The following is a 22,971-nucleotide window of genomic DNA, read 5'->3' as shown; positions in this document are numbered from 1 at the left end:
CTAGAGCACGAGGTCGGCCTTTGTGGGGCTCGCGGGTCGCGCGCGCTTCTGCGGGCGGCGCAGCCGGGACGCCTCACGGCGCGCGTTCTCGAGCTCTTCACGGTTCTCGTACGGACGCGGCGCGGCCTGGGTCCGCGCGAGGTACGTAGGCAGGTCGACGATCTGGTAGCCGTACCGCTCGGGGCGCCGCGGGCTCCATTTCCGGTCGTAGAGATAGGCCAAGACGAGCTTCAGCGTGGGGAGCGTCGCCGGGCGTATGTCGTGGAGCAGCACCACTCCGCCGCCGTTGCGCTCGAGCTGGGCCTCGATGCGCTTCGCCATGGCCGCTGGGTCGTCGTTGAGCATGTCCTCGGCCTCCACGCTCCACAGCACGAGCTCGAGCCCTCGCTCGCGGAGCAGCTCGCGCCCCGTCGCGTCAAGCTGGCCAAACGGCGGCCGGAAGTACCTCGGCGGTTCCCCGGTGGCCTGGGCGATGAGCGCGCTGTCGTCGTCGATCTGCGCGGCCGCGTCGCTCCGCGCGAGGCTCGTGAGGAGCTTGTGGTTCTTCGTGTGGTTGCCGACCACGTGGCCGGCCCGTGCCATGTCGCGGAGCACCTTGCGCGCGCGCTCGGCCCGCACGTCGCTGCCCTCGAGGTACTGCCCGACCACGAAGAACGACGCGCGGATCTTGCGCTGATCGAGCACGCGCAGGATGGCGGGCGTGGTCTCGACGAACGGCCCGTCGTCGAAGGTGAACGTGACGTACCGGCGCCCGTCCCGTGCCTGCGGCTCGGGTCCCTCCGCGAGGAGCCACGCGCGCGAGACGCTGGCCTCCGGATTCGTGGGCGCGGTCGTCGGCGCGGTCGTCGGCGCGGTCGTCGGCGCGGTCGTCGGCGCGGCGGAGAGGTCGACGCGCGCGAAGTCGCGAGGCGCCGCGGGCCCCGACGCGGCCGGCGGCGCGGAAGCGGCCACCTTGGCGGCGAGGCTAGGCGCGAGGCGCACGCCGACGCACGCGAGAGCGACGGCAAGGAGGGCGGGCGCGAGCCACGCTGCGCGCGGGCGGCGCGTTCGGCGCTCCGGCAGCTCGGGCGCCCCTCTCCTCGTCGTACTCATGCTGGACGGATCGTAGAAAGGCGCGACGGGGCAGGGCAACTTCGTCGCGGGCCGCCCTCAGCGCTTGGCGCCGACGTTCCGGTAGACCTTGGGGACGGCGAACAGCGCCGCGTCGAGCGGACGCTCGCTGATGGCGGTCACCAAAAGGACGACCTTCCCCTTGCCCGCGGGATCCGTCCGCACCGCGCGCAGCGGGAACGCGCCGCGCGCGCCGAGCTCGCGCAGCCACCGCGGCCGCAGCGACCCCTTCGGATCCGCGAAGGCACCTCGCTGCAGAATACACACATCAAGGCGGGCGCTCCCGTCGGTCAGCCGCCACACGTCGCACGCCGCTCCGGCCACCGTGTCGTGCTCGGAGGTCTTGTCGACGAGCACGTCGCCGCCGGTCGCGTCGATGGAGGTCGCGGTGAACGTGGCCTTCGCGTCGTCCACGTGGAGGCTCCGGCCCGTGGCCGCGTCGACGACCACGCGCGGGCCGGACGCCGGCGCGAGGCGCACGAGCGAGCCCTTCACCCACACGACGCGTGACTCGCCCGACTCGAGCGTCGCGGTGACCTCGCCCTCGAGCTGCCCGGCGACGCGGGGCACAGGCACCCACCCCTGGCTCGCGTCCTGGCTCGCCTCGGCGCTCGCGGCGTCCTTCGCGGGCCGGCCCCGCTTCTTGTCGATGAGCGCCTGCGGCACGCAGTAACCGCCTTGCAGCGGCACGCCGCGCTCGTCGCGCTCGTCGAGCTCGACCGACACGCACCGGATGCCCGGCGCGCAGTCCTCGCCTACGGTGCACGGACGGCTGCATACGCCCTCGCCGGCCTCGCCGCTCGCCGACTCGCGCATGCAGCGCGGCGCCGCCGGCCCGCAGTTGACCGCCCACGCGCAGGGCCCGCCCAGGGGCGACTTCGGCGCGAGGTACTTGCCGTAGGCCCAGAAGCCCACCGAGCCGAGGCCGAGCGCGAGGAGCACGAAGCGCACGGCCCAGCGCGCGCGGCTCGTGCGTGGCGGAGCGTCGTCGAGATCCATGCGCTCTACATGCGTTCCGTCACGTGCGCGCGGCGACGTGGCCGACGAAGAAGGGCCCCATTTGGGCGATGAACTCGCTCGTCTGGCGGGTCTTTCGCATGGCCTGCACCAGGTGCGACAGCGGATGCAGAGTGCCGCCCACCAGGCCGATGACGAACTCGTTGTCCGCGGCGTCGATGCCGTGGCACGCGAGCCTCACGTCGTGGGCCAGCTCGGTCTGGCCGTACGCCATGCCGAGGGCCGCGTGCTCGCGGAGGATGTGGCTCTGGTCGATGGGCTCGAGCTTCGCGAACGTGCCCTTGCGGCGGAGCGGGTACCACACGTGCCAGGGGAGCTCCTCGCGCAGCACGTTCTTGATGGGGCGCTCGAGGAGCACGAACTCGAGGTCGGGCTCGTGGCCGGTGGAGTAGGTGCGCCCGAGCATGGTCCAGCCCGGACGGAACTCCACCTTCGAGAGCTCGGGGCCCTCGAACAGCGGGCGGACGCGGGTCACGAAATGGGCCGCGTCCTCCGCCCAGGTGAGCAGGCCGAAGCCGCGGGGCGCGTTCGCGTCGGCGTAGACCACCGCGGGCACGGCGGCCTCGCGGAGCGCGGCGACGAGCTCGGCGCGCGCGGCGGGGGCGCTCGCGCCGGCGGGCACGTCGAACACGAGCAGCTGCATGAAGAGCCGGCGGTTCAGCGCCTGCTTCACGCCGTCTCTCTTGCCGCCGTACTCGTTGACGTCGACCTCGGGGAGACCCGGCTTCTTCTCGGCTGTGGGCTCGGCGCTCATGCCCTCCGTGTACACCCAAACGGCGTCCGGGGGACAGGGCTCCGCGAGGGTCATATTTGTGCACTCTACACGAGTACGTCGAGCTCCCCGCGCAGGAAGTCGCGCGCCACCACCACGTCGTGGACCGCGTCGGGGCCGTCGGCGATGCGCGCCGCGCGCGCGTACCGGTAGAAGAGCGAGAAGGGCACGTCGTCCGAGTAGCCGAGCCCACCGTGGAGCTGGATGGCGTCGTCGAGCACCTGGCAGAGCAGCTTGGCGACGTGGTTCTTGGCCATCGACGAGTAGGGCCTCGCCTCCTTCGCGAGCCCCTTGTCGATGAGCGTGGCGCAGTGCCACGTGAGCAGGTTGCCCACGTGGATGGCCGTCGCGTTGTCGGCGAACATCTTCTGCACGAGCTGGTGGTGCACGAGCTCCTTGCCGAAGCTGCGCCGCGTGGTCGCCTGCAGTTTGCACATTTGCAGGACGCGATCGGCGAGGCCGAGCCACCGCATGCAGTGGGTGAGCCGCGCGGGCACGAGGCGCGCTTGCGCCAGCTGAAAGCCCTGCCCCACCTCGCCGAGGACCGCGTCGGCGCCCACGCGCACGCCGTGAAACTTGAGCTCCCCCTCGCGGTGCGTGAGGAGCGGGGGCGCGAGGCAGGGGATGTCGCGCACGTACTCGACCCCCTCGGCCGCGCGGTCGACGAGGAACATCGTCGCCCCGCGACGGGGATCGTCGCTCGTGCGGGCCATGACGATGAGGAACGCCGCGTCAAACGCGCCGGTCGAGTACCACTTGTGCCCGTCGATCACGAACCCGTCGCCGTCGAGCGTGGCCGTGGTGCGCAGGTTCGACGGGTCGGCCCCCGCGCCGGGCGCGGGCTCGGTCATGCAGAAGGCGCTCGTGGACTCGCCGCGCGCGAGCGGGCCGAAATAGCGGTCGCGCAGCGCGGGGCTCGCGGCGCGGAGCAGGAGATCCATGTTGCCCTGATCGGGCGCGTCGCAGTTGAAGATGGAGGCGCCGAGAAGCGAGCGCCCCATCTCGCGGAAGAGCGCGCACATGCCGAGCACGCCGAGGCCGAGGCCCCCGTGCTCTTTGGGCAGGTGGGGCACGAAGAGGCCCTCGGCCTTCGCGAGCGCGCGGAGCTCGATGAGCCGGGAGGTGTCGCCGCGGAGAGCCACGTCGAAGAGCTCGCGCTCTGCGGGCAACACTTGGGTGTCCATGAAGTCGCGCACGCGCGCGCGGAGGGCCTTCAGCTCGGGAGAAAGTTCGAAGTCCATGACAGTGCTCCTCGTGGCGTGATCCCGCTCGCGCGGGAGCCTCACTCGATGTCGGCGCGGGTGTCGAAGCGGGGGCTGTTGACGCGCAGCTTCGCGAGCAGCGAAGCGCGGAGCGCCGGGCGCATCGCGTCGAGCTCCGCGGCGGAGGTCTTCGGATCGCGGATCGCCTCGCAGAGGCGCCCCTCGAGCGCCGCGACCCGTCGCTTCTTGTCGCGCAGGCTGTCCGGCGCGGGCACGCCGTCGCCGGTGAGCGCGCGCAGACGCTCGAGCTCCGCCGCGACGTCGGCGTCCTCGTCCATCGACTCCATCGCGGCGGTGAACGCGAGGTGCGCGCCGACGAGCACGCGGAACGAGGCGCGCGGCTCCTTCACGAGCGGGCGGATCTCGCGCTCCAAGAACTTCGCGAGGCCGAGCAGGATCGTCTCGCGATCGGGTGCATCTTGCATGTTACAGGGCTCCCTTCTCGACGAGGCGCAGGGCCTCCCACTCCATCTCCGAGGCGCGCCGGCCAATCGCGAGCAGCTCGAGGTCCTCCTCCCCGCCGTGGGTGTAGCGCTCGGTCTGGCAGGCCGCGCCGAGCGCCCAGGCCACGTTGCCGAGCACCTCCCAGTAGTGGAGCTTCGCCGTATCGAGCGCGCGTCCACTGGCCGCCTCGTAGGCGTCGTAGAACGGCCTTCGCGCGGAGAACCCGCCGATGGGGAGCGCGAGCTGCCCAAAGCGCCAGTCGCGCACGGAGAGCCAGGCGAGGTCTTCGTAGGGTGAGCCGAAGTGAGCAAATTCCCAGTCGAGCACCGCGGAGAGCCCACTCGGCTCGACGAGGAAGTTGCCAGTACGGAAGTCGCCATGAGTGAGCACGCTCACCGGATCGTTGCTTGGGGCGTGCTCTTCGAGCCAGCGCACGAGCCACGCGAGCGCGGGTCGCTCGCGGCGGAGCGCGCTCATGGGCCCCCGCATGCCCTCGATGCGCGCGTGCGCGGCGCTCACGGCCGGCAGAGCATCGCCGAACAGGTGAGGCTCCGTCGTCGGCGTGACGGAGTGGATGCGCGCGAGCTCCGCCGCGAGCTCTCCCGCGAGGCCGGCGCGCGCCGCGGCGAGCTCGGGCCCCTTCACGATCTTGCGGCCGATCGCCTCGCCGGCCACGAACGGCACGAGGTAGGCCGAGGTCTTCGGCGCGAGCAGCTCGCCCAGCAGCGCGAGCGGCTCCGGGGTCTTCACGCCGGCGCGCGCGGCGGCCTTCATGACGGCGAACTCGCGGGCACGGTCGATGCTGCCCGGCAGCGACGTGCGCGCGTCGGAGCGCAAGACCCACCGCGCCGCGCCCGCCACATCGATGAGGAAGTTGTCTTGGCATGCCCCGCCCGCGAGGCGCGTCGCGCGCACCACCTCGGCGCCGAGGACCTCGCCGAGGCGGGTGAGGGTGCGTGCATCGAGCGCGAGATCCGCCATCGCGGCGAGCATAGCCCACGTGCGGGCGGCGCGTCGCCGGCGCGATTCCAGCCAGCTCGGCGCCGGTCGCGCCGCAGCGACCCGCGGGGAATGGTATGGTCTCGCCCACCATGGATGAGAGCCCTTTTCAGGCCTTTCGGTCGGTCCCCAAGACCGGTGTCATCTACGTCACGAGCGAGGCGAGCAAGCGCGGCTTCTCCCCCAGCAGCACCGACTGGTGCAACCTCGGCCAGGGCCAGCCCGAGACCGGCCCCCTGCCCGGCTCGCCGGCCCGGGTCGACAGCGTCTCCATCGGCGTCGACGACCAAGAGTACGCCCCGGTCGCCGGGCTCTGGGAGCTCCGCGAGGCGATCGCCAACCTGTACAATACCCTCTATCGCAAGGGCCGCGGCTCGAAGTACAGCGCCGAGAACGTGTGCGTCTCCGGGGGCGGCCGCGCCGCGCTCACCCGGGCCGCCGCGAGCCTCGGACAGGTCAACCTCGGGCACTTTCTCCCCGATTACACCGCCTACGAGGAGCTGCTCGACATCTTCGGCGCGTTCACGGCCATCCCCATCTTGCTCGAGGGCGACCGCGGGTACAGCTTCACCGCGCAGGATCTGCGCCGCGAGGTCTTGGGCCGGGGGCTGTCGGCCGTGCTGCTCTCGAACCCATGCAACCCGACCGGCAAGCTCGTCGGCGACGACGAGCTCGCGCGGTGGGTCGAGACCGCGCGCGAGCTCGACTGCACGCTCCTGCTCGACGAGTTCTATTCACACTACATCTATCGCGGGCGCCCCGGCCAGCTCCCGATAGAGAGCGCCGCGCGCTACGTCGACGACGTCGAGAAGGACCCCGTGGTCGTGTTCGACGGCTTCACGAAGAACTGGCGCTACCCCGGGTGGCGCATCACGTGGGCGCTCGGGCCGAGCAGCATCATGGAGAGCTTCGCGAGCGCCGGCTCGTTCCTCGACGGCGGCGGCTCGAAGCCGCTGCAGCGCGCGGCGATCCCCCTTCTGGAAGAGGCGCACGTCGTTCAAGAGACCCTCGCCATCCACAACGCCTTCAGGGAGAAGCGCGACTTCATACTCCCGCGCCTCGAGCGCCCTGGGTGTGCGGTTCGACCGCACCCCCGACGGCACCTTCTACGCGTGGGGCAACGTCGCCAACCTGCCCGCGCCGCTCAGCGAGGGGATGTCGTTCTTCCGGGCCGCGCTGGAGGAGAAGGTCATCTGCGTGCCTGGGGAGTTCTTCGACGTGAACCCGGGCAAGCGGCGCTCGAACCGCGCCTCGCGCTTCCGCGACTACGTGCGCTTCTCGTTCGGTCCCTCGCGCGAGACGCTCGAGCGCGCGCTCACGCGGCTCGACGGGCTCGTCACGCGCACCGCGTCCACGGGCTAGCGGCTCAGCGCGCGAGCTGCTTCTTGCAGAGCGCTACGCACATCTTGTCGCCCTGCTTCTGGCAGATGTCGAGGAGCAGCCGCGTCTCCTCCGTGGGCGCCTTCCCGTCGATGACCCTCGACTCGAGCAGGGCCCGCGCCTCCTTGTCTTTCCCCTTGAGGTGCAGATCCCGCGCCTTGCTGAACGGAGTGTCGGCGGGCCGCTCGACGCTCGGCGCGGCAGAAGCGCCCGCGCGTGCGCCGCCGTCCAAGGAGACCTTGCGGCCGAGCTTCCGGGCGCATTGCTGCACGCAGTCGGCGTCGCTCTGAGCCATACAGATCTCGAGCAAGAGCTCCGCCTCCGGGCGCCCGCCCTCCGCCGCGAGGGCGCGCTTCTCGACGAGCAGGCGCGCGAGCCAGTTCTGCCCGCGCGAGTGGTACTCCCGCGCCTGTTCGAGCGGGCTCTTCTCGTCGGGCCCAGGACCGGCGTCGGCGAAGGCGCTCACCGGCTGGGAGGGGACCGTCGGCTTGGGCGGCGGCTCCGGGGTTGAGACAACCTCCACGGTGCCCGGCACGTTCGCGGGATCGAGCGGCGGATCCTTCGAGCTGCACATCGGGGGGAGGGCCACGAGGAGCAGCGGGCCGGCGAGGAAGCCTCGGGTCACGGCTTCTTGATCCAGAGCTCGACGTTTCGGTCCTCCAGCTTGCCCGCGCCGCTCGCGGGGCCCCAGCCCGAGTCCATGTCGACCACCGAGCGCCGGCGCCCCTCCTTCGCGACGTCGTCGCCGTCCTGCGCGTAGTCCACGCACGTGGCCCGGAGCATGATCCAGCCGTTGTCCTGATCGAAAATCTCCACAACCCTGAATTCATTCGGGAAATCGGCGATGGCGCTGGTCATCACCTCCCAGTAGGCGTGGCCCGTCGTCGGGGTCACCGCGCGGATGCGGTGCTCGTGCGTGTGGCCCACCATGCTGAAGACGACGTTCGTGTACCCGCCGAGGAAGGTCGCCCATTCGTCGGGGAGCACCGCGTCCGCCGCGGCGGTGCCGAACACGCCGCCGTCCTTCGTGAGGCTCGCCTGCGCGTGGTGCGACGAGAGGATGACCCACTTGTTGTCGGCCTTCGCCTTGTCGAGCGCGGGCTTGATGGTGCGGTCGATCTCGGAGCGGGTGAGGAGCCCGTCGGCGCCGCCGGTGTCCGTCGCCGTGTCGATGACGAGGAAGCGGATCGGGGTGCCCTCGACGTCGAAGGTGTAGGTGGCCCGGCCCGAGGCCTTCTGCGCCTCCCCGAGGCCGTGGCCGTCCGCGTGGGAGGCGATCTTGGCCATGAGCGCCTTGCGGTCGAGCAGCGCGCGGCGCTCGTCGGCGAGGACGTCATCCCGGTTCACCTCGCCCTTCTTTCCGTCTTCGTAGTGCCGCGTTCCGCCGTTCGAGGTCACGCCCACGGCCTCGGCCTTCTTGGGCGCGCTCACGCCGAGGTTCCCCTGCACGAGCACGTCGTGGTTGCCGGTGACCCACTTCCACGGCATCGCCAGGCCCTCGGCCTTGAACGGGTCTTTGCCGTCGTTGTTGGGCCCGGCGATCACGTCGTCGTCTTTCCCCGAGTCGCACTTCAGGCGCTCGGAGCCGGAGAGGACACCGAACACCCAGTCGACCTCGTTGGTCTGAGCGCTGTCGGCGTTGTCGCCGCCGAGCAAGACGAACGCGATGGGATCCTTCTTGTGCAGCACGTTGACCGTGCGCACCGCCGCGTTGGCCATTCGGCACAGGTAGGGGTCTTGCGGCCGCAGCGCCGCGTCCGGTCCGGGCGGGGGCGAGTCGAAATTGCCGAGCCGGGTGGGCGACTCGTCGTCGGGGATCTGCAGGTCGGGCATGTGCACGAAGCGCGTGAGGCGCTTCGCGTTGGGGCCGGCGGGCGGCGGCGTCTCGGCCGTGATGGCGCGCGTGGTGTAGGCCTCGCCCTTGCCCTCCACCACCTCGCCGAACCCCTTCGTGACGTAGCTCTCGTAGGCCTCCGGGAGGGAGGGGTTCGGGCCAGACGCCGACGGCTGCCGCGGCTGCTTCGACGTGAAGGTGCGGTCGAGCGTGGTCTTCACCTCGCCGAGCGGCGCGAGCGGGATGACCTGCACCTCGCCGGGCGTCGGAGTCGGAGTCGTGCCGCCGGGCCCCGGATCGGACGAACACGCGGCGACGATGAACCCAACCCCCAGCGCGACAGCTCTTCTCACGTGCACTCTCCCGGCTCGAACCTCGGGCAATTCTACACGGTCACGCCGCGCGGGCGAGCGCCGGCTTCTCCGCGCGGCGCTCACGCTCGACGGCGCGGCCCCTTCGCGCGGCGGGGGCGGGCGACGCGCGCAAGGGGCGCGGGCGGCGCGGGCTCTCCCACGCCGGGCCCTAGCCCGCGCACGAGCAGCTCGAGCAGATCGCGGAGCGACGCCGACGCGCCGTCGATCGAGGCGAACCCCTGAAGCCACGCGGTCAGCACCGAGAAGTAGAGCGCGAACGCGGCGTGCGCCGCGAGCACGGAGCCCACGTCGCGCCGCACCTCGCCGCGCCCCTTCGCGCGCTCGACGAGGCCGGCGAGCACGCCGACGAAGCGCGTGGTGACCTCGAGGCCGTAGGCGGAGTGTTTCGCCTCGAGCGAGGGCGACATCGAGACCGAGAGGAACGCCTCGGCGACGCGGCGGTGCTGCGCGTAGAAGCCGAGCAGGCGCGAGAACATGCGCATCCACTCGTCGACCAAGGCGCCGTCGCCCACGCCGCCCGCGAGCTCGTCGACCCGCGCCTCGAGCTCGGCGTACACCACCGCGCGCAGCAGGTCGGCCTTGTCGGTCGCGTGGACGAAGACCGTGCCGGCGGCCACCCCCGCGCGCTCCGCGATGGCCTTCGTGGTCGTCGCCGCGTACCCCACGTCCGAAAAGAGCTCCCAGGCGGCGCGGCGCACGCGCTCCGCCGTCTCGTCTTTGCGTTGCTGGCGCACCTCACCACTCTACGCGAGATGGAAGGGTGAACTCGGTCATTGACTACGCTCAGCGAGCCCTGCCGCTCCCGAGCAGACTCGACGGGGCCGCGGTCGCCGCCTTGGGCACCGGCCGCGGTTCAAGGCAGGCGCCACGCTCAAGCCCGCTCAAGCCCGCTCAAGGGATCGGGCGCGTGAGGCACTCGCCCTCGCCGCGGAAGTGCCCCACGGTCCGCGTGAGCGCGGTCACGTACGCCTTGAGGTCGACGATGTCCGCGGCCGAGCCGGTGCCGTAGGGGCCATTCTCCTTCGGGAGCCGCGCGAGCTTGGTCGCCTCGAGCTCGGCCAGGGTGATCTCGCCGTTCTTGTCCGCGTCCGCGTCGGCGAGGTTCTGGAAGCGCAGCTTGGCGGAGGGCGACTGGAGGTCGTCGTAGAAGAGGTGATCGCCATGGATGGTGAGCTCGATCGAGTCGGTGCCTCCGTTCGTCACGTTGGCGCCGTCGACCTCTTTGCCGGAGACCTCCCCCTTGCAGGCGTCGAACAGGGTCTTCGCGGCGAAGCCCCACTTGAACGACCGGCTCTCGGCGCCCTTCGTGGCCTTGCCCTCGACGTAGAGCCCGAGGCCGCCCGCCACCATCGCCGCCTTGTCGGATTCGGTCGCGCCCGCCCCGAGCGCCGTGGCGGAGGACGCGGGGACGAGCTGGTAGGAGACCTTGGGCCAAGGCTGCGCGGCGAGCCCCGACGCCTCGAACACGGCCTTGGGCTGCGGCGCGACGTGGTTGAAGAGCTTCGTGCCGGTCATTTCCCCGCCGACCACGCCGGCGCCGTCGGCGACCTTCACCCCACCGAGGACGACGAGGAACGTGGAGTACTTCACCGACCAGCCGTCCTCGAGCTCGGAGGCCGGGATGCCGGCCTCGATGTACTCCTCGCCCCAGGTGGTGAACGTCACGTTCCCCACCCCGGCGCCCGAGGAGCAGCTGACCAAGGCGGCGACCGCGCAGAGGACCAGCGAGATCGTCGTGCGGTGCTTCGTCGTATGCATGCCACGATCGTTATCGTTCGTAGCACGGTCGTGTCACGAAAATAAAATTCGTGCTCTCACTTGGGCTTGGGCTCGAACGCGAACCGGTAGCGATCGGCGCCCTTGATGCTCCGCACGAGCTCGGCGCGCGGGACGTCGGCGAGCTTCGACGCGGGGCCCGGCGGCACGAGCTCGAGCTCCACCTCGGCGAACCACGCCGCGATCTGGACCGAGAGGGTGACGCGGCCGTCCGACTGGAGATCGACCTCCTTGAACGGACAGCCTTCGATCTGCAGCCTCCCGCTCGCGTCGAGCAGGTCCGCCGCGTCCACCTCGGCGCGGAAGGCGCGGGCCTCGCCGCCCTTCTTGGCCGTCCCCTCGAGCACGATGACGTGTCCCCCGAGCTCACCCGCGAGAGCGCCCGAAGGCGGCGAGGCGAACGACATCGTGGCGCTCCGAACGAGGCCCGAGAGGCCCCGGCCTTCGCCGAGGGGGGTGTCGGCCGCGAGGAGATCGACGCTCGACGCGGGGAGCAGCTCCCCGCGCGCCGCGCCGGCCACGTAGTGCCCAGGGTGGGCGTGCGCGACGCGCTCGCCGAGGAGCCACGCGAGCGGGTCGACGGACGGCGGTCGCGCCCGCGCCGTCGCGCCCGCGAACAAGGTCTCGCCGTCGAAGAAGTAGAGCGGACCTGTGGCGATCAGGGCCTTCGTGAGGGACACCTCCCACCCCTGCTTCGTGACGAAGGTCTTCGGGGCGCCGACGACCCGCACCTCCAGGGCGACCCGCCGGCCCGTGGTCGTGTCGGGAGCCGCGTCGCCGCAGCCGCTGGCGGCGAGCGCGAGCGCCGCCAGCGCCGCCAGCGCGCGACGAGGCACGTTGCGAAGGATCGAGGGCGAGGTCATACGCGTGGGCGATCCGTGTGGGTTACACATAAATGACACAGTCACAGGTGAAGCGTGAGGCTCGCGTAGATCGCGCGGGGCGGCCCCGCGGTCACGTGGCGCTCGGCGATGCGCGACGGGCTCGCGCTCCGCGCGAAGTTCGAGGCGAACACGAACTGACCGTCGTAATACGCTTGACCGAGCAAATTGGTCGCGTCGATGGAGAGCTCGACCTCGCGAAAGCGGAGGCCCGCGGTCGCGTCGGTGAGCACCACGTTCTGGCCGATCTCGCCGTAGGGGAGCGGGCGTCGAATCACGCCGTCGAGCCCCACGCCCACGCGCCCCACGAGGTCGCGAGCGCGCCACGTGGCCAGGCGATGCTCGAGGCGTACGTCGCTGCGGACGACGAGCTGCGGGACGTACGGGAGGAGATCGCCGGCCGCGTAGTCGACCGAGGACGCGACGAACGCCGCGCGCGTGTACGTCGCGCTCCCGGCGAGCACGAGGACCTGCCCAGCGCGCGCGAGCAGCTCCACGGTGCCGCCTACCCTGCGCGTGCCGGGCACGGCCTCGTTGCGCGCCGTGACGGGGTCGAACACGAGGTCGTCGGACAGCTCGGTGGTGTACGCCGCCGCCGAGGCGGAGAGCGCGCGGCCGTGTGTCCAGCGGGCGCCGAGCTCGAGGCTCGTGACCTTGGCGAAGGGCGCGTTTTGGCCATTCGCGAGGCCGCGCGCCTGCGGAGAGCGGAACCCGTCGCCGTAGCTCGCGAGCACGTGGAGGCCGCGCGCCGCCGCGTAGTCGAACGTGACCTTCTTCCCGAGGTTCGACGACTGCGACGCGCGGGTAGGGCCGGGCGTCCCGGCGCGGTCTTCCACGGAATAGGCGAGCGCGTCGACGCGGAGCCCGCCGCGCACGACGAGCTTGGGGGTGGGGCGGAGCTGGGCGTCCACGTACCCCGCGACGTTTGTGGCCGCGACGCGGGCGTCGACGGGGGTCTCGGTCACCCGATCGTCGACCTCGGCCAGGCGCCGCTGCGACTGCTCGATGCGATCGTGGCGACCGTAGACGCCGGCCTCGAGCGCGTCGTCGCTCGACAGAATCGCCACCGTCCTGCGGTACGAGCCCGTGCCGCCCAGCATGACGGAGTCTTGGAGCTGCTCGGTGTTGTCCGAGTCGAGCGTGTCGCGGCCGCCGCGCAGCGAGTCAGTCAGGTACCCGGTGAAGTTCTGGCGCAGCGACAGGCCACGAAAGGCAACGAACGGGGCGATCTGGAAGCGCCCCGCGCCCTCGTCGCGGTGGAGATCGACGAGCAGGTGCGTCCGCGTCGAGCGGCCCCCCTGCTTCGCGTCGAGCGTCGCGTAGCGATCGAGCCGCCCCGCCTCCACCTCGCGCTGCGGGACGACCCCGGCCGAGTCGAAGCGCCCCGCGTAGGTCGTGAAGAGCGCGCGGAGCGAGAAGCCCGCGTCGAAGTCGTGGGTGGCTTGGGCGACGAGCGACCCCCGGCGCGCCGCGCGGTTCGGACCGAAGCCGTCGGTCGTGTACTCCTCGAAGGACGCGAAGGTCTCGTCCGAGGCCTCTTGGGGACGGTACACGAGCAAGAGCCGCCGAGAGCCGAAGGACCCTATCGTGCCGCGCGCGTGGACACCTGGCTCCGCGTAGCCGAGCTTCATTCGCATCGAGCCCGCGACCGCAAAATCGCCCTGCCGCGGATCGTACGTGCCCCCCTGCGCGACGACCTCCTTCACCACCTCCGGCGGGACGAAATGAAGATCGGCGTAGCCCTGCCCATGGATGTTCGACACCTCGTTCACCGGGATGCCGCCGACCCAGAGCTCGACATCTTGCCCGTGGACGGCGTCGAAGCCGCGCATGAAGATCTGGTGGGCCTTCCCTTCGCCGCTGTGCTGGGTGACGAAGACGCCCGGCACCACGTTGAGCAGATCGCTCGCGGTCCGGTGCGGCGCGGCGCCGAGGACGTCCCGGCCGCGCACGACCTCGGAGGCCGAGCGCGCCCCGGCCCGCCCCTCGACGCGCACAGCGGCGGGGACGCTCGGGGGCGCGCCCGCAAGCGCGACCGCAGGCGGCGTAGCTGGAGGCGGGACCGGCGACACCGCAGGACCGACCGGGACCGCTCGCGCGAGGCCCTGGAACCGCACGACGTCGCGCACCTTCGCCGCCACGGGCTTGCCGTCGCGCGTGGCGGGCTTCCACACGGAGCGCGCGGCCGCCGCGAGCGCGGCGCGATCGATCTCCGGCGAGACGGGCGCCTCGACCTCGGCGGAGATCACCTTCCCCTCCGCGCTGACCACCAGGATCACCGGCACGACGACGTCGTGGTGATCGGGCGCGTGCGGCCACTCGCCCGCGGCGCGCGAGACGACGACCGGCGGCTCGAGCTCATGGGCGAACGCGGGGGCGGGGGCGAGCGACGCGAGCGACGCGAGCGACGCGAGAGCCACCGACAGGATCGCCCCGCGCTTCATCCTCCGGGTCGTAGCACGATTTTCTACTTTCTCGCTACGAACGCCCCCTCCACGTGCCCCCCGCCGCTCGAGGAGCACGCCGCCGGCCGCGCGAGGCGCGTCCAGGCCTTCGTCGATCGCACAAAATACTGACTGCAGTCATTGACTACGCTCACCGAGACCCTACAGCTCGATCTGGAGGTCGACGATGGAAGGCGAGCGAGACATCACCCTTCGGGCCGCGCTGGCGGGCTACTTCGCGGACAACGGCTTCGGGGCCGACGGCGGCTACGGCGACGCGTGGGTCGACTTCTCCCTCGGGCCGCTGCCCTTCCCGTTCCCCAACACCGAGGGCCGCAAGCGGGCCGTGCGGTTCCACGATCTGCACCACCTCGTCACCGGGTACCCGACGGACACCGTCGGCGAGCTCACGATCTCGGCCTGGGAGATCGGCGCCGGCTGCGGCGACTTCTACGCCGCGTGGGTCATCAACCTGAGCGGAATGGGCCTCGGGGCGCTGGTCGCGCCGTCACGGGTGTTCCGGGCGTTCGTGCGCGGGCGCGGGTCGCGCACGTTCTACGGGGAGGTCTACGAGGAGGTGCTCGAGGAGCGCGTCGCCGACGCCCGCGCGGCGCGGGTGCGGGACCGCGCGCCCACCCTCGGCGACAGGGCGCTCTTCGCGGCGGGGGCGGCCGTCGGCTGCGCGGTGGCCACCGTGTTCGCCGCCGCCGCGCTCCCGCTCTTGCCGCTCGGCCTCTTCAACCTTTGGCGAAAGCGCCGCGCCACGGCGCCGGCGGGCGTGCTCTGACGCGCGCGCAGGTCGCTGAGCGCGCTCAGCTGGGCTTGTCGGGCTCGGCCTCGGCGCCCTGCACCACGGGCTTGGGCGGCGGCGGGAACACCACCGCGTAGACCGCGAGCGCCGCGGCGCAGACCACGCCGATGACCGCGTACGTGCCCCACACCCGGAGCGGCTGCGCGGGCCCCACCTTGGGCAGGTGCGCCGCGATGAGGCGGCCCGAGAGCACGCCGCCGACGAGCCCGCCCACACCAAACGGGACCAGCCCGAGCCCCATGTAGAGGCCCTCGCGCCCCTTCGGCGCGAACGACGAGACGTACTCGTAGTAGCGCGGCGAGTAGATCATCTCGGCCAAGGCGAAGACGAAGAAGCTGCCTGCGGCGCCGAGGAGCGTGGGCACGGCGCCCATGAGCGCCATCGACAGCGCGCCCACCAAGACGCCGAACGCCATGGCCGGCACGGCGGGCAGGCGCTTCGTGACGCGGCCCACGAACACCTGGAGGAGCGCGATCGACAGCGGGTTGATGAGGGTGATCTCTTCGCGCGGCGCCTTCTCGCCGAACACGCGCACGATGTACACAGGGAACGTCTGGTAGAACTGCTCGATGAGCAGGTAGTAGCCGCTCACGACGACAAGAAAGATCACGAGCCGGCGGTCGGTCAGCGCCGCCCCCAGGCTCGGCAAGAACGCCGCGGCCGGCTTCCGAGGCGGCGTCACGGCCTCCCCCTGCGCCTCGGCGGCCTTGGCGCGCGGCGCACCGATCGCCGGCTCGAAGAACGCGAGGAACGCGACCGCGAAGCCCACCACGCAGGCGACGACCGAGTTCACCATGCTCGCGCGGAGCGACACGAGGGTGCGCACGATCTTGGTCAAGATCTTCCCCACGACGCTGCCCGCGTTCACCGACGCGTAGAAGATGGAGAAGCCCTGGGTCTCGCGGCCCGCGGGCGCGTAGCGGCGCACGGCGCCGGGGATGACGGGCTTGAGGAACGCTCCCGCGAACGCCATGCCGAACACCGCGCTCCAGGCCCCCACGCGCGACGGGAAGGCGAACAGCGCGGCGTACGCGAGCACGTAGAAGGCGAACGAGAGCAGCAGCGCGCGACGAAACCCGAGCCTGTCGGCGAGCGCGCCCGTGCCCACGGGGAGCCACGCGCGCACGAGCGCGAACAGCCCGAGGAGCGCACCGTTCTCCTTGTCCGAGAGGCCCACGGTCTGCGTGAGGTAGACGCCGAGGTTGATGTAGACGCCGTAAAACGCGAGGCGCTCGAGCACCTCGAGGCCGATCGCCACCCAGAACACCCGCGGGAAGGGCACGAGGGCCTTCACGCCCGGGCCGGCAGCGGTGAGCGCGCTCATCGACTCGGCTCGTAGCACGGGTCTCGCGGGGTCGCTGGCGCAGTTTCGGCCCGCGCCGGCGGAGAACTGGGGTAGACCGCCGGCATGGCACGGGTCGTCCGCAGTGTGGTCCGCAGGTTCAGTGCGCGCTTCGCCGCAGCGGCGGCCGCGTTCGCCCGCGAGGGCGGCCACGCGGTGGTCTGGGAGACCGAGGGCAAGGCTCGCCTTGTGGTGCGCGCGCCGAAGCGCGGCGACTTCACCGATTTGGGCGCGTGGTCGATGTACGACCTCGGCCTCGAGCGGTGGACCGTGCGCAAGACCGGGCCGTTCGCGGGGCTGGCCACCGTAAAGGTGCCGGACGACGCGCTCCACATCGTGCGGCGGCGCGCCGAGCGCGACTCGATTCACCCCGAGGCGACCCGCGAGGTCGACTTCGACTGCCTCGCGTGCGGCGCGTGCTGCCGCGACAACGAGGTCGTGCTGGACGAAGACGACGTCGCGAAGCTGCGCGCCGGCGGGCGCGCCGACCTCTTGAAGAAGCCATGGTCGAAGCGCAAGAACGGCCGGATCGTCCTCACGCTGAAGGACAACGGGCGCTGCCACCACCTGCGGCGCGACAACAAGTGCCGCATCTACGAGCTCCGGCCCGCGGCGTGCTCGGTGTTCCCGGTGGCGAGCGAGTGCTGCGTGTCGGCCCGCGAGTACGAGCTCGAGATCTTCGACGGCCTCGCCCCCGAGGGGGAGTGGCCCTGGCCCGATTGACCTGGCCCGATCCGCGCGTGAGCGGCGGCCCCTGTCAGACCGTGAGCGCGGCCACCACCGCGCCGACCACGGCCGCGGCCGCGAGCACCGTCGCGATCCCCGCGCCCCAGTAAGACACGAGCAGCGCACGACGGGCCGGCTCGCCCTCGAGGTGGTAGGCGCCCTTCAAGAACGCGAGGGTGGCGCGCGTGGGCAGCCCCGAGACGGTCGCGAGCCCGCGGATCATCGCGCGCGGGCCGACGGTGAGCGCGAGGAGCACCGCGCCCACGGGACCTATCATGAGATCCCACCCGGCCGCGTAGAGCCCGAAGCGCAGGGCGAGCGTGCGGCTTGGGCGCGAGGCGGGGTCGAGGCCGGTGTCGCGCCGGCCGCCCAGATCGATCGACAGCCCGTGGAGCACGTGCGCGAGCGAGAGGAGCACCGCGAGCCCTGGCACACCCACGGCCAGCGCGCGGAGCACGGGCCCGCGGAGCGCGGGGTCGAACAAGCACGCGCGCGCGACGTCGGGGAACAGCGCGCAGAGCGGCACCCCGAGCACCCCCAAGAGACCGAGCGCCGCGAACAGCTCCGCGGTGAGCGCGAAGGTGAGCGCGGGCCCCACGGGCCCGTCGGGCAAGCTCGCGAACAGCACCTCGCAGTCGAGCGTGGAGGCCCGCGCCGTCGCGAAGAGGCGGCGATGCCAGGGCCACTCGGCGTGCTCCCACGCGACCCGCGCGAAGACGCCGGACGCGCGGGGATCGAGGCACGAACCGCCACACTCGGAGAGGCCGCAGCGCGCGCACAAGACCGCCGCGGGCACGTCGACGCCGTCGAGCGGGTCGACCGACTGCCGCTCGGGCGCAGGGTCCGCCGGCTGGGGCGGACCGCGCGTGCTTCGCGTCGCGCTCACGTTCTCGCTCACGTTCTAAGGAGTCTGTCTCCATGCACGGGAGCCCGCCACCGCGAATCGCCTGAGCGCACGCGGCGCACGCAGCGCGAGGGACGCGCGACGACGCGGGTCGTCAGTGGAGCGTCTGCCCGCGCGACGAGCCCTTCGACACCTTGATGTCGTCCCGGGCGCCGCCGAACCGGAGCGCTGCCACGACGCCGATGAGCGAGAGGGCGAGGGTCGCGTAGAGCGGCAGGCCGAACGCGAACTGCACCTTGAAGAACGCCCCGTGCGGCGGCTTCGCGAGCAAAATACCCGCACTTATCGCTGGGATAGCCGCAAGAAAAGCCGCCGCGATGCGGGCGCCGCGCATCTGCACGATGGTGCGCCGGCTGAGCACGGTGGGGATGAGCACGGTCCACGCGACGGCCACGGCCCAGAGCCAGCCCAGCCTGTGGCGCGAGAGGTCGAAGGCCGAGAGGTCTTGCTCGTACGGGAGCCGGAGGTGAATCCACGGCAGGAAGAACAGCGGGAGCCCCACGAGCGCGAGGGCGAGCAGCACACCCTTGCCTCGCCCGAGGGAGGTCCACGGCAGGGTCTCGCTCTCGGGGAGCGCGGGCACGCCGCCGTCTTCCTGGTGCGCGTCGAGGGAGGGCGGGAGCTTGTCGAAGGGCTTCAGCGCCATCCCGCAGAGGGGACAGGCCGTGGCCTCGCCGTCTTCGAACATCTCGCGACAGAAGGGGCATGCAAGGAGCGACACGCGAGGAGCATATCCAATGGCCATCCGAACCTCCGCCAACCTTGCGACACGCGGTCGCGGAAAAGGTTCCCGGGCGCCCGAGCTTTCACGCGAGGGGGTCGCCCAGGCGGGCGACGACGGCCACGCGCGGCCACGCGCGGGCACGTTTGCGGTTGTCGGCGCGCGCGACCCATCGCAGAGTCGCCGCATGCTCCGCCCGCCCCGCCTCGACGCCGAGGTCGTCTCCGCCTGGCTCGCGACCCACCCCGGCTGGGAGCGCGACGCCGGCCCCGCCGAGGGCCTCGTGCGCGCGTACTCGTTCGCCGATTTTGCCAGCGCGCTCGCCTTCGTCGTGCGTGTAGGCCTGTTCGCGGAGCGCACCGACCACCACCCCGAGCTCGCGCTCCGGTGGGGGCTCGCGACGGTGAGGTTCTCCACGCACGAGCCGCCGGGTCTCACCCAGCTCGATTTCGACGGCGCCGAGGCGGCCGACGCCGCCTACCGCGCATGAGCCGCGCCGCGCGCCCCGCCCCGAGCGCGAGCCGCAAGGATCGCCAGCGCCTCGACGAGGCCCGAGCGCGCCTCCACGCGCGGCTCGTCGAGCTGAGCGGCGCGTCGGAGCTGTCCCGGTTCGACGAGGCCCTCACGCACCCGAGCTACTCGAACGAGGTGCCCGGCCTGCCCGACAACCAGCGCCTCGAGTTCTTGGGCGACGCCGTGCTCGGCCTGTGCGTGAGCGAGGTGCTGGCCGAGGAGAACCCCGAGGCCGACGAGGGCATGCTCACGCGCATGCGCGCGGCCCTCGTGAACGCCGAGGCCCTCGCCGCGTGGGCGCGCGCCATCGACCTCGGCGACGCGATCGCGCTCGGCAAAGGGGCGCACCTCGGCACCGAGCGCAAGCAGACCAACGTGCTCGCCGACGCCGTCGAGGCGCTCGTCGCGTGCGTGTACGAGGCCGCGGGCCTCGCCGGGGCGCGCGCGCTCGTCCGGGACGTCGTCGCCGAGCGCGTGTCGAGCGGGGCGTCGCTCCACGATCGTGATCCGAAGAGCGCGCTGCAGGAGCTCGTGCAGGCCGAGGGCCGACCGAGCCCCTCGTACCGGGTGCGCGGCTCGAGCGGGCTCGAGCACGAGCCGGTGTTCGTCGTGGAGGTGCTCGTCGGCGACGAGGTCCTCGGCTCGGGCGAGGGGCGCTCGAAGCGGCTGGCCGAGCGAGCCGCCGCGTCCGACGCGCTCCTGCGACGCGACGACACGAAGGAGCCCTGAGCGGCAACCGCCTCGCTCGCGCGACGCATCCGCCACGGACGAGCTACCTGCCGGCGACCCGAAGGCGATGGCTAACCCGCGTGAGTTTTCGCGGTTTCGGGCTAGAACGTGCGCCCTATGCCCGGTCTGCACCGCCACCCGTACGCCGACTTCGTCCACCGCGTCCAGAAGCCCGCGCGCTACCTCGGCGGCGAGCTCGGCGCGCGCGTGAAGGACTTCGACGCGACCGACGCGCGCGTCTGCCTCGCGTTCCCCGACGTCTACGACATCGGGATGAGCCACCTCGGCTTCAAGATCCTCTACAAAATCCTCAACGATCACCCGCGGATCCTCGCCGAACGGTGCTTCGCGCCGTGGGTCGACATGCAAGACGAGCTCCGCGCGCGGGGGCTCCCGCTCGTGTCGCTCGAGACCGCGCACGCGCTCTCCGAGTTCGACGTGATCGGCTTCTCCCTGCAGTTCGAGCTCACCTACTCGAACATCCTCACGATGCTCGACCTCGGGGGCGTGCCGCTGCGCGCCGCCGATCGGGGAGAGGACCATCCGCTCGTGCTCGCCGGCGGCCCTTCGGCCACGCACCCCGAGCCCATCGCGCCGTTCATGGACGCGATCGTCATCGGGGACGGGGAGGAGCGCGCGACCGAGGTGGCGCTGCTGTGGACCGACCTCCGCAAGAAAGGTGTATCTCGCACGGATCGCCTCCGGGCGCTCGCCGGGCTGCAGGGCGTTTACGTGCCTTCCCTCTACGCGGTGGAGACCTGCGCCGAGACGGGTGCGCTCGTGGTGGCGGCGCCCACCGACCCGACCCTCCCCTTCCCGATCGTGCGTTCTCTCGTGGACGACCTGAACCGCTTCCCCTTCCCCGACGACGGCCCCGTGGGCGGTCCCGAGGCCATCTTCGATCGCATGTCGATCGAGATCGCGCGCGGCTGCACGGAGGGCTGTCGCTTCTGCCAAGCCGGGATGATCTACCGCCCAGTGCGCGAGCGAGACCCCGACCAGATCGTCGAGACCGTGGCCTCTGCGGTGAAGAAGTCGGGCTACGACGAGGCGAGCCTCACCTCGCTCTCGACCGCCGACTACTCGTGCATCGCGCCGCTCATCAAGAAGGTCGCCGATCGGCTCGCGCCCGAGAAGGTGGCGCTCGGGGTCTCGTCGCTGCGCGCGTATGGCCTCGAGGAGGACGTGCTCGACGACATGACGCGCGTGCGCGCGCAGGGCGTCACGTTCGCGCCCGAGGCGGGCAGCCAGCGCATGCGCGACGTGGTGAACAAGAACGTCACGGAGGAGCAGCTGCAGACCACGGCCGAGCGCATCTTCTCGCGCAACTACGCGAGCATGAAGCTCTACTTCATGATCGGCCTGCCCACCGAGCAGGAGGACGACGTCCGCGAGATCGTGCGCGTCGGGGCGCGCACCCACGACACCGGCAAGCGACTCTGGAAGGCGCGCGGGAAGTTCGGCGCGCCGAAGGTGACCGTGAGCGTGTCGACGCACGTGCCGAAGCCGCACACGCCGTTCCAATACTGCGCGATGGACGCGCCCGACACGGTGCGCCAGAAGCAGGAGTGGCTGCGCTCCGAGGTGCGGGGCACGGGCGTCGATCTGCGCATGCACGACAGCGAGACGTCGTGGCTCGAGGGCGTGTTCGCGCGTGGCGATCGGCGCCTCGGCGCGGTGCTCGAGCGGGCGTACCGCCTCGGCGCGCGCTTCGACTCGTGGGAAGACCAGCTCCGGCTCGACCTCTGGGAGGAGGCCTTCCGCGCCGAGGGCGTGGACCCGGGGCTCTTCCTCGGCACGATCCCCACGAGCGCGCGCCTCCCCTGGGACCACATCGACGTGGGCTTGGAGGAGGGCTTCCTCGCGCGTGAGTACCGAAAGGCGCTGAAGAGCCGCCTGTCGGTGCCGTGCGGCAAGGCCGCCGGGATGTTCATCCACCACACGAACCTGGAAGACGCGAAGGCCGACCCGCGCAAGCTCGTCTGCTACGACTGCGGCGTCGCGTGCGATCTGTCGGCGATGCGCGAGGAGCGCCTCGTGCTCCTCTCGCGGCTCGGCGCCGAGAAGCGCCGCTCGCGCACCGAGGCCGAGGTGGCCGCGATCCGCGCGAAGGTGCCGAAGGGCCGCAAGCCGCCGCCGCGCATCGTGCAGGGCGAGGGCCGGCGCGTGCGCTTCGCCTACGAGAAGCTCGGGCCGAGCGCGTTCCTCTCGCACCTCGATCTCGTGCGCGCCATCCCGCGCGCGTTTCGTCGCATCGACGTGCCGATGTTCTACTCGTCCGGCTTTCACCCGAAGCCCGACATGGTGTTCGGCCCCGCGCTCTCGCTCGGCGTGTACAGCCTCGACGAGTACCTCGACCTGAAGCTCACGTGCGACGTCGACGAGGCCACGCTGGCCGAGCGGCTCTCGGCCGTGTCGCAGGACGGGCTCCGCTTCACTGGGGTGCGGGTGCTCGGGCCGAACGACGCGGGGGTGAACAAGCTCATCGCGGCGGCGCGCTACGTGCTCGCGTTCCCCACCGCCACCCTGCCCGGCGGCGTCGACTTCCTGCGCGCGCGCGCGGCCCACGTGATCGCGGCCGAGGAGCAGAAAATCCTGCGCAAGATCGAGGGGATAGGCAAATGGATCGACGTGAAGCGCTTCCTCACGGGGCTCCGCGTCGAAGACCCCTCCGCCGGGCCCATCGTCGCGCGCGCGGGGCTCGGCGGCTCGCTCGTCACGGTGCTCGTGGACGTCGCGATCACGAACGCGGGCGCCGTGAAGGCGCACGAGGTCGCCGAGGTGCTGCTCGGCGAGGGCGCGCGCGACACGCCGTACGCCGTCGTGCGCGCGGCGATGGGCGGCCTCATCGACGGCGCGCTCGTCTCCCCACTGGAGCTCGAGCGCTTCCGGAAGGCCCCGCCGGCGCGCGAGCCGCTCGGCGCGCCCGCCG

19 protein-coding genes and 2 pseudogenes are annotated in these 22,971 nt (G+C 71.8%); 6 read left to right on the top strand and 15 right to left on the bottom strand.

The genetic code is table 11. The annotated features are described in order from the left end of the window. The 6 genes from IPQ09_16925 to IPQ09_16900 all read right to left on the bottom strand — a co-directional run bounded on the left by IPQ09_16925 (position 1) and on the right by IPQ09_16900 (position 5,586). Positions 1-1,092 (bottom strand): polysaccharide deacetylase family protein, encoded by a 1,092-nt coding sequence (locus IPQ09_16925; GenBank protein MBL0195874.1) that lies wholly within the window; start codon positions 1,090-1,092, stop codon positions 1-3. A 57-nt stretch (positions 1,093-1,149) separates the two neighbouring features. Beyond that, entirely contained in the window at positions 1,150-2,109 is a 960-nt protein-coding gene (locus IPQ09_16920) for a DUF4412 domain-containing protein (GenBank protein ID MBL0195873.1), read from the bottom strand. 19 nt (positions 2,110-2,128) lie between these two features. Further along, entirely contained in the window at positions 2,129-2,881 is a 753-nt protein-coding gene (locus IPQ09_16915; GenBank protein MBL0195872.1) for a chlorite dismutase family protein, read from the bottom strand. A gap of 65 nt (positions 2,882-2,946) precedes the next feature. Further along, entirely contained in the window at positions 2,947-4,140 is a 1,194-nt protein-coding gene (locus IPQ09_16910) for an acyl-CoA dehydrogenase family protein (protein ID MBL0195871.1), read from the bottom strand. A gap of 41 nt (positions 4,141-4,181) precedes the next feature. Next, on the bottom strand, positions 4,182-4,586 hold the full coding sequence (locus IPQ09_16905) for a hypothetical protein (protein ID MBL0195870.1): 405 nt from the start codon (positions 4,584-4,586) through the stop codon (positions 4,182-4,184). Between the two features lies 1 nt (position 4,587). Beyond that, a complete protein-coding gene (locus tag IPQ09_16900) occupies positions 4,588-5,586 on the bottom strand; it encodes a phosphotransferase family protein (protein MBL0195869.1) in 999 nt (332 codons plus the stop codon). Between the two features lie 110 nt (positions 5,587-5,696). On the opposite strand from IPQ09_16900, the pseudogene IPQ09_16895 reads away from it, so the two are divergent. Next, positions 5,697-6,966, top strand: a pseudogene (locus tag IPQ09_16895) (pyridoxal phosphate-dependent aminotransferase). 4 nt (positions 6,967-6,970) lie between these two features. Here the strand turns inward: IPQ09_16895 and IPQ09_16890 are convergent. The 6 genes from IPQ09_16890 to IPQ09_16865 form a co-directional block, all read right to left on the bottom strand. Further along, positions 6,971-7,609, bottom strand: coding sequence for a hypothetical protein (locus IPQ09_16890; protein ID MBL0195868.1), 639 nt, complete (start codon positions 7,607-7,609; stop codon positions 6,971-6,973). Beyond that, positions 7,606-9,171, bottom strand: a complete 1,566-nt coding sequence (locus IPQ09_16885; GenBank protein MBL0195867.1) for a hypothetical protein — start codon at positions 9,169-9,171, stop codon at positions 7,606-7,608. The genes IPQ09_16890 and IPQ09_16885 overlap by 4 nt, the downstream gene beginning before the upstream one ends. An 80-nt stretch (positions 9,172-9,251) precedes the next feature. Further along, positions 9,252-9,926 (bottom strand): TetR/AcrR family transcriptional regulator, encoded by a 675-nt coding sequence (locus IPQ09_16880; GenBank protein ID MBL0195866.1) that lies wholly within the window; start codon positions 9,924-9,926, stop codon positions 9,252-9,254. A 157-nt stretch (positions 9,927-10,083) separates the two neighbouring features. Beyond that, positions 10,084-10,950, bottom strand: coding sequence for a hypothetical protein (locus tag IPQ09_16875; GenBank protein ID MBL0195865.1), 867 nt, complete (start codon positions 10,948-10,950; stop codon positions 10,084-10,086). A gap of 56 nt (positions 10,951-11,006) precedes the next feature. Continuing rightward, a complete protein-coding gene (locus IPQ09_16870) occupies positions 11,007-11,831 on the bottom strand; it encodes a hypothetical protein (protein MBL0195864.1) in 825 nt (274 codons plus the stop codon). 41 nt (positions 11,832-11,872) lie between these two features. Continuing rightward, positions 11,873-14,293: a TonB-dependent receptor gene (locus tag IPQ09_16865; GenBank protein ID MBL0195863.1), complete on the bottom strand. Its 2,421-nt coding sequence runs from the start codon at positions 14,291-14,293 to the stop codon at positions 11,873-11,875. A gap of 187 nt (positions 14,294-14,480) precedes the next feature. Between IPQ09_16865 and IPQ09_16860 the strand changes: the two genes are divergently transcribed. After that, positions 14,481-15,080, top strand: coding sequence for a hypothetical protein (locus tag IPQ09_16860; protein MBL0195862.1), 600 nt, complete (start codon positions 14,481-14,483; stop codon positions 15,078-15,080). A gap of 25 nt (positions 15,081-15,105) precedes the next feature. Here IPQ09_16860 and IPQ09_16855 read toward each other — a convergent pair whose 3' ends face one another. Continuing rightward, a complete protein-coding gene (locus IPQ09_16855; protein MBL0195861.1) occupies positions 15,106-16,428 on the bottom strand; it encodes an MFS transporter in 1,323 nt (440 codons plus the stop codon). A gap of 84 nt (positions 16,429-16,512) precedes the next feature. Between IPQ09_16855 and IPQ09_16850 the strand changes: the two genes are divergently transcribed. After that, positions 16,513-17,169 (top strand): YkgJ family cysteine cluster protein, encoded by a 657-nt coding sequence (locus tag IPQ09_16850; protein MBL0195860.1) that lies wholly within the window; start codon positions 16,513-16,515, stop codon positions 17,167-17,169. 34 nt (positions 17,170-17,203) lie between these two features. Here IPQ09_16850 and IPQ09_16845 read toward each other — a convergent pair whose 3' ends face one another. Next, positions 17,204-18,070: a hypothetical protein gene (locus IPQ09_16845; GenBank protein ID MBL0195859.1), complete on the bottom strand. Its 867-nt coding sequence runs from the start codon at positions 18,068-18,070 to the stop codon at positions 17,204-17,206. A gap of 100 nt (positions 18,071-18,170) precedes the next feature. After that, entirely contained in the window at positions 18,171-18,764 is a 594-nt protein-coding gene (locus IPQ09_16840; protein ID MBL0195858.1) for a hypothetical protein, read from the bottom strand. 220 nt (positions 18,765-18,984) lie between these two features. Here IPQ09_16840 and IPQ09_16835 point away from each other — a divergent pair, with 220 nt between their 5' ends. The 3 genes and pseudogenes from IPQ09_16835 (at position 18,985) to IPQ09_16825 (ending at position 22,835) form a co-directional block, all read left to right on the top strand. Continuing rightward, positions 18,985-19,287 (top strand): 4a-hydroxytetrahydrobiopterin dehydratase, encoded by a 303-nt coding sequence (locus tag IPQ09_16835; protein ID MBL0195857.1) that lies wholly within the window; start codon positions 18,985-18,987, stop codon positions 19,285-19,287. After that, entirely contained in the window at positions 19,284-20,039 is a 756-nt protein-coding gene (gene rnc / locus IPQ09_16830; GenBank protein MBL0195856.1) for a ribonuclease III, read from the top strand. Before IPQ09_16835 ends, rnc begins: the two co-directional genes overlap by 4 nt. A 108-nt stretch (positions 20,040-20,147) precedes the next feature. Then, positions 20,148-22,835 (top strand): annotated as a pseudogene (locus tag IPQ09_16825) (TIGR03960 family B12-binding radical SAM protein). Positions 22,836-22,971: the final 136 nt, after the last annotated feature.

The sequence above is a fragment of the Myxococcales bacterium genome (assembly GCA_016720545.1).
In the GTDB taxonomy this organism is placed as follows: Bacteria; Myxococcota_A; Polyangia; order Polyangiales; family Polyangiaceae; genus JAAFHV01.
Note: the sequence above shows the minus strand (reverse complement) of the source record. Positions and strands in the feature narration are given on the sequence as shown.

What these genes read in the sequence shown, in the direction of transcription:
- IPQ09_16925 (MBL0195874.1), bottom strand. Translation starts at nt 1,092, where the DNA reads ATGAGTACGACGAGGAGAGGGGCGCCCGAGCTGCCGGAGCGCCGAACG.
- IPQ09_16920 (MBL0195873.1), bottom strand. Translation starts at nt 2,109, where the DNA reads ATGGATCTCGACGACGCTCCGCCACGCACGAGCCGCGCGCGCTGGGCC.
- IPQ09_16915 (MBL0195872.1), bottom strand. Translation starts at nt 2,881, where the DNA reads ATGAGCGCCGAGCCCACAGCCGAGAAGAAGCCGGGTCTCCCCGAGGTC.
- IPQ09_16910 (MBL0195871.1), bottom strand. Translation starts at nt 4,140, where the DNA reads ATGGACTTCGAACTTTCTCCCGAGCTGAAGGCCCTCCGCGCGCGCGTG.
- IPQ09_16905 (MBL0195870.1), bottom strand. Translation starts at nt 4,586, where the DNA reads ATGCAAGATGCACCCGATCGCGAGACGATCCTGCTCGGCCTCGCGAAG.
- IPQ09_16900 (MBL0195869.1), bottom strand. Translation starts at nt 5,586, where the DNA reads ATGGCGGATCTCGCGCTCGATGCACGCACCCTCACCCGCCTCGGCGAG.
- IPQ09_16875 (MBL0195865.1), bottom strand. Translation starts at nt 10,950, where the DNA reads ATGCATACGACGAAGCACCGCACGACGATCTCGCTGGTCCTCTGCGCG.
- IPQ09_16870 (MBL0195864.1), bottom strand. Translation starts at nt 11,831, where the DNA reads ATGACCTCGCCCTCGATCCTTCGCAACGTGCCTCGTCGCGCGCTGGCG.
- IPQ09_16865 (MBL0195863.1), bottom strand. Translation starts at nt 14,293, where the DNA reads ATGAAGCGCGGGGCGATCCTGTCGGTGGCTCTCGCGTCGCTCGCGTCG.
- IPQ09_16860 (MBL0195862.1), top strand. Translation starts at nt 14,481, where the DNA reads ATGGAAGGCGAGCGAGACATCACCCTTCGGGCCGCGCTGGCGGGCTAC.
- IPQ09_16855 (MBL0195861.1), bottom strand. Translation starts at nt 16,428, where the DNA reads ATGAGCGCGCTCACCGCTGCCGGCCCGGGCGTGAAGGCCCTCGTGCCC.
- IPQ09_16850 (MBL0195860.1), top strand. Translation starts at nt 16,513, where the DNA reads ATGGCACGGGTCGTCCGCAGTGTGGTCCGCAGGTTCAGTGCGCGCTTC.
- IPQ09_16840 (MBL0195858.1), bottom strand. Translation starts at nt 18,764, where the DNA reads ATGTTCGAAGACGGCGAGGCCACGGCCTGTCCCCTCTGCGGGATGGCG.
- IPQ09_16835 (MBL0195857.1), top strand. Translation starts at nt 18,985, where the DNA reads ATGCTCCGCCCGCCCCGCCTCGACGCCGAGGTCGTCTCCGCCTGGCTC.
- rnc (MBL0195856.1), top strand. Translation starts at nt 19,284, where the DNA reads ATGAGCCGCGCCGCGCGCCCCGCCCCGAGCGCGAGCCGCAAGGATCGC.